Genomic DNA, 5610 nt, shown 5'->3' with positions numbered 1-5610 from the left:
CCGGTAGTTAAGCCCCTCAGCGCCGATGGTACTGCATGGGAGACTGTGTGGGAGAGTAGGACGCCGCCGGACTTATATTGGGTAGGGCCCGCCACGATTGTGGCGGGCCCTACTTCTATTTACGGGGCTTTTTGAATCGCCTCTGCGGCTATTGGTAGGCCGCCACGAGCCAGCGGGCTCGGTAGTACGCGGTTCTTCTCATGCTCGGACTGAAGCGCACCGGAGCCCAGCCGGGACGGCTGTAGAGCGTCACGTACGGCGTCGTCCAGTTGTGGTAGCCCCGGGCCGGGGACGGAAAGGTCAGCAGGACGCGGCCGGAGATCGGCTCGTTGCCGATCGCCTTCGGCATGCGGCGGAAGCTGCGCCGCCGATCCGGGGTCGCATTGCCTCCGTTGATGGTGGCGGCGCCCGGGAAGTCGTTGCAGTAGCGGAAGCCGGCCCCGTCCATGCCCGGACGCGGCCACTTCACCGCAGTACGGACGGTCCTGCAGCGCCTCCAGGCCGTCTTGGAAAACTGGGTGATGCCGCCGTTCGTCGCGATCCAGAGACGGTCCTTGCGGCCGTACACGGGCTGGACGTCGTGACCGTAGGCGGGGAAGTTCTTCCACGCGGCGTGGGCCGACGACCGCGGCAGCTTGTAGTCGACCTCGGTGCCGAGCCGGCCGGCGCGGTAGCGGAAGCGGGTCAGTCTGGCGTTGCCGATGGCCCACAGGACGCGCAGGGACGGGTCGTAGAGGACCTCGTGCGCGCCCGGGAAGGCCCGCTCGGCCAGGACCCTGGCGCCCTTACGAGCGAGGATCTTGACGCTTCCGCCGTGCGGGCCGGTCGCGTTGGCGATCGCGACGTTGCCGTCCGGCAGGAATTCGACGCCGTGGAGGTTGGCCGAGCGGCCCCGGCCCACGTGGGCCGACCATTTCCGGGTCAGTGCCGGATAGGTGTAGACGCCGACATACCCGGAGACGCCGTCGGCGACGGCGAGAACGCGGCCGCCGTACGGTCCGCCGGGCCGGAGTTTCACGTCCACCCCGCCGCCCCAGTTCGCCACCGGACGCCAGCGTCTCACCGGTTTCCATGCCCTGCCCGGTCTCGGGGGCGGGTAGAACTCGACCGACTCGGTGACCTCGTTCACCGCCGCGATAGGCGTTCCCCTGGAGCCGTCCTCGATGAGGGACGCCCACGCCCGGCCGTCCACGGAGATCAGGAACGAGCTGGTGCAGGTGAGGGCGACCGCGGCATGGGCGACGCCGCGACGCGCGCACAGCAGGCGACGGCCGCCGCGGCGACGGCCGGAGACGGGTGGCATGGGCGCTCCTCCCGAACGACGACGAGAGCGCGCCCATGCTCGCGATCATCAGGAACGATGTCGAGTCGTCCGGGAGCTTTCCTCGAAATGCGAAAAGCGGCGTGGTGAAAAGATGACCTTAAATGTCGTCGCCTGACAGAACGGCGTCCGCGTCGACGATGCGGTAGGCGTATCCCTGCTCGGCGAGGAAGCGCTGCCGGTGGGCCGCGTAGTCCTGGTCGAGGGTGTCGCGGGCGACGACGGCGTAGAAGCGGGCGCCCGCGCCGGACGCCTTGGGCCGCAGGAGCCGTCCGAGCCGCTGCGCCTCCTCCTGCCGGGAGCCGTACGCGCCGGACACCTGGACGGCGACCGTCGCCTCGGGCAGGTCGATGGAGAAGTTCGCGACCTTCGACACGACCAGGACGTTCTGCTCGCCGGAGCGGAAGGCGTCGAACAGCCGCTCGCGTTCCTTCACCCGCGTCTCGCCCTTGATGACCGGCGCGCCGAGCAGTTCGCCCAGCTCGTCCAGCTGGTCGATGTACTGGCCGATGACCAGGAGCTGCTCGCCCGCGTGCCGCTTGACCAGCGCCTCCACAAGGCGGGTCTTGGTGTCGGTGGTCGCGCAGAAGCGGTAGCGCTCCTCCGGCTCGGCGGTCGCGTAGGCGAGACGCTCGGAGTCGGTGAGGGTGACGCGGACCTCGACGCAGTCGGCGGGGGCGATCCAGCCCTGCGACTCCATGTCGCGCCACGGGGCGTCGTACCGCTTGGGGCCGATCAGCGAGAACACGTCGCCCTCGCGGTTGTCCTCGCGGACGAGGGTGGCGGTGAGGCCGAGCCGCCGCCGGGCCTGCAGGTCGGCGGTCATCCGGAAGATCGGCGCGGGCAGCAGGTGGACCTCGTCGTACAGCACCAGGCCCCAGTCGCGGGCGTCGAACAGCTCCAGGTGCGGGTAGACGCCCTTCCGGCGGGTCGTCATGATCTGGTAGGTGGCGATGGTGACCGGCCGGATCTCCTTCTTCGTGCCGGTGTACTCGCCGATCTCGTCCTCGGTGAGGGTGGTGCGGCGCAGCAGCTCCTGCTTCCACTGGTGCGCGGAGACGGTGTTGGTGACCAGGATCAGCGTGGTGGCCTTGGCCTTGGCCATCGCGGCCGCGCCGACGGTGGTCTTGCCGGACCCGCAGGGCAGGACGACGACGCCCGAGCCGCCGTGCCAGAAGGCGTCGGTGGCCTCGCGCTGGTAGGGGCGCAGCTCCCAGCCGTCCTCGTCCAGGTGGATGGGGTGCGCCTCGCCGTCCACGTAGCCGGCGAGGTCCTCGGCGGGCCAGCCGAGCTTGAGCAGGGCCTGCTTTAGGGCGCCGCGCTCGCTCGCGTGGACGACCACCGCGTCGTCGCCGACCCGGTCGCCGACCATGCCCTTGATCTTCTTGGCGCGCAGCACCTCCTCCAGCACCGCGCGGTCGGTCGAGGAGAGCACCAGGCCGTGGACGGGGTCCTTCTCCAGCCGGAGCCGGCCGTAGCGGGCCATGGTGTCGGCGACGTCCACGAGCAGGGCGTGCGGGACGGGGTAGCGGGAGTACTTCAGCAGCGCGTCCACGACCTGCTCGGCGTCGTGCCCGGCCGCGCGCGCGTTCCACAGCGCGAGCGGGGTCACCCGGTAGGTGTGGACGTGCTCGGGCGCACGTTCCAGCTCGGCGAACGGCGCGATCTCCTGCCGGCAGGCGTCGGCCAGCTCGTGGTCGACCTCCAGCAGGAGGGTCTTGTCGGACTGGACGATCAGCGGCCCATCGGTCACGAGAACGGTGCCCCCAAAGCTCATCGGACGGCGGGTAGGACGGGGTCGGCGGGCGGACGCGGCGGAGGGACGCGTCCGCTGCTGGGACGGTCTGCGCACGTTACCCCGAGGACACAACGTCACGGCACCGCTCGCGTCTTCCCGGGGGTGTCCGCTGTGATCCAGCGGACACTCCCGGGGCGGGCGGTCAGAACGGCCAGGCGGCGGTGCGGCCCGACTCGATGAGGGGGATCATCCCGAAAGCGGCGTCCGACAGGCCCGCGAAGGTGTGCCGGGTCGCGGTGCCGGACGTGGCGTGCCCGTACCGGTAGCCGACCAGGTTCCAGGTGTAGACGGGGGCGTGGGCCGGGATCACCGAGGTCGGGTCGCCGCCCCAGGCCTGCTCGTCGGTGACGATCACGACGCGGTCGTGCCCGCGGTAGTGGCGCCGGAGGGCGGCGGCCGTCTCCGTACCGCCGAGGTTCCGGAACCGCTGGACGACCTTGAGCACGGAGGCGCCGCGTCCGCACGGGACGCGCTCGTGGCCGCTGCCGAACTGGACGAGGTCGGCCCGCTCCGCCCGCAGCGCGAGCGCCGTCCCGAAGACCGCCGCCGCGTCCGCCGCGGTGAGGTCCGAGCGCGCCGACAACCGGCCGAACATCGAGCCCGAGCGGTCGACGAGGATCAGCGTCCGGCCGGACAGGGCCGGGACGTTCGCCAGCGACGCGTCCAGGGCCCGCTCCAGCGGCCACGCCCAGCGCAGCGAGCTCGCGGCACGGTGCGCGGCCAGGAACCGCATGGGGAGCACACGGGACCGCGCGACCTGGTCCGGATCGGTGAGGCGGGCCGCGACCCGCTCGGCCACCTCGTCGGAGACGCCCGCCTTGTCGAAGTTGCGCAGGTTGCGGAGCAGCGCGAAGTAGCCCATCGACGGGATGATCTTCTCCCAGGACTCGGCGGTGAGCGGTCCGCCGAGCCAGCCCGCGAGGGACTCCCAGGTCATCCCGGCGGCGGCCAGGACGGCGGCGGCGTCCGGACGGTCCAGCAGCGCTCGGCGCTCGCCGTGCGGCAGCGCGAGCAGGTCCGCGCGGGCGCGCAGCATGGACAGCGACTCGGGGACGGCGCCGTCGTGCCCGTGGCGGCGGTCGATCGCGTGGCGGAACAGGTCGCCCTGGCGTGCGTCGGCGGCGCGCGGGTGGGTGAGCTCCAGGACGTCCGCGAAGCGCACGGTCCCGGTGTCGTACTTGATCAGCGACCGCTCGGTGTAGAGGGCGCGGACGGCGTCCGCGACGCCGCGCTTGACCGGCTGCGGCAGCGCGCGGCCGTACCGGGACTGCCAGTACGCCAGCAGTTCACCGGGCTCGTCGGCGCGGCGCAGGGCGGCCCGGACGAGCGCGCGGCTCCCGCCCGGCGCGTCCGCGGCGCGGCGGGCGGCGACGCCCTCGGCGGCCGCCACGACGCTCGCCGAGCGCATCCCGGCGGTGTCGCGGAGCCAGCCGACCATGCGGGCCAGCCAGTCCGGGTCGTCCACGGCGACCGTCCAGACCAGGTCGCGGAAGCGGGTGTCGCGGTGGTCCGCCCGCTCGTAGAAGGAGTTCTCACCGACCATGTTGGAGACCGCGAAAACGAAGAGCTCGCTTTTGGCGTCCCGAGCGAATGCCGGCGCGCCCTCGTGGTTACGGCCGGTCGGGCGGGAAAGGCTTTTCACGGGACTGAGCGCGCCGGTGACGCGGCCGCGGTTGAACTTCGACATGGTGGGACCTCCTGAGAGGCGGAAAGAAAAGCCCCTCCCGAGGCCGGGTCGGCCGGAGCCTCACGTCACGGCCGGCTTGATGGCCGCCAACGTGCCGAAGTAGCTCCTACCTGCGCATCGGGAGGGGGCAAAAGGGAGCGCGCCCGAGATCTGGGCGGCGGCGGTAAAGGTGCTCTGGCCACTGAGCTACCGTCCGGCGAGTCGGACGGGCAGGAATCGAACCTGCGACCTCCCCGTTATGAGCGGAAGTAACCGCTGCCTACGCACCGGGCGCGCGTCTGGGGGCGGCTTTTCTGCAGCCCGTGGGCTCGGGTCGCGGTCTATGCATTTCCGGAGCCCTCCTTTCGGGCCGTCGTCGCCGTATGGAGAACACCTTGCCCGGAGAAAGGACCGGGCGGCAACCGAATTATTCGGGATCGAGTTCGGTGACGCCGGTGATGCGGTGCAGGGCGAACCGGTGGACGGCGGCGCGGGTCGCGTCATAGCCGGTCAGGAAACCGCCCTCCACCCGGATCGGCTCGACGATGCGGCTGGACGCCTGGCCCTGCTGGTCGAGGTAGCCGATCCAGACGCGGGCGCCCTTCTCGACCGCGCCGCGCAGCAGCTCGACGGTCGCGACGGCGGGAGACCGGGGCGGCTCGCCGTCGGGCCGCGCGGCGGCCTGCCGCGCCGCGCCGAGCCGGGACGCCTCCTCGCCCGCCCGCAGCGCCCGCACAGTGGCGACGCTCGTCCACACCCCGGCCGCCAGCCCGTAGGACGAGTCGTTGGCGATCGCGATGGCCTCCTCCTCGGTGTCGAACGGCA

The 5610-nt window shown here is 71.7% G+C and carries 4 protein-coding genes and 1 rRNA gene; 1 reads left to right on the top strand and 4 read right to left on the bottom strand.

What is annotated here, in order from left to right; all coding sequences use genetic code 11:
• Window positions 1-72: ribosomal RNA gene (gene rrf / locus AB0J52_RS24885) — 5S ribosomal RNA — on the top strand; the annotation flags it as partial.
• Window positions 73-148: 76 nt separating this feature from the next.
• Here the strand turns inward: rrf and AB0J52_RS24880 are convergent.
• The 4 genes from AB0J52_RS24880 to AB0J52_RS24865 form a co-directional block, all read right to left on the bottom strand.
• Window positions 149-1303 carry a DUF6528 family protein gene (locus tag AB0J52_RS24880; protein WP_500184576.1) on the bottom strand — a complete coding sequence of 385 codons (1155 nt, stop codon included), beginning with the start codon at window positions 1301-1303 and terminating at the stop codon, window positions 149-151.
• A gap of 118 nt (window positions 1304-1421) precedes the next feature.
• A complete protein-coding gene (locus tag AB0J52_RS24875) occupies window positions 1422-3098 on the bottom strand; it encodes a DNA repair helicase XPB (protein ID WP_500184574.1) in 1677 nt (558 codons plus the stop codon).
• 163 nt (window positions 3099-3261) lie between these two features.
• Window positions 3262-4806 (bottom strand): vWA domain-containing protein, encoded by a 1545-nt coding sequence (locus tag AB0J52_RS24870; protein ID WP_500184573.1) that lies wholly within the window; start codon window positions 4804-4806, stop codon window positions 3262-3264.
• Window positions 4807-5212: 406 nt separating this feature from the next.
• Window positions 5213-5610, bottom strand: a 398-nt coding sequence (locus AB0J52_RS24865) for an aldehyde dehydrogenase family protein (protein ID WP_500184571.1), incomplete at its 5' end; no start/stop codon positions are given.

The sequence above is a fragment of the Spirillospora sp. NPDC049652 genome (genome assembly GCF_040675125.1).
Classification (GTDB): Bacteria; Actinomycetota; Actinomycetes; order Streptosporangiales; family Streptosporangiaceae; genus Spirillospora.
Note: the sequence above shows the minus strand (reverse complement) of the source record. Positions and strands in the feature narration are given on the sequence as shown.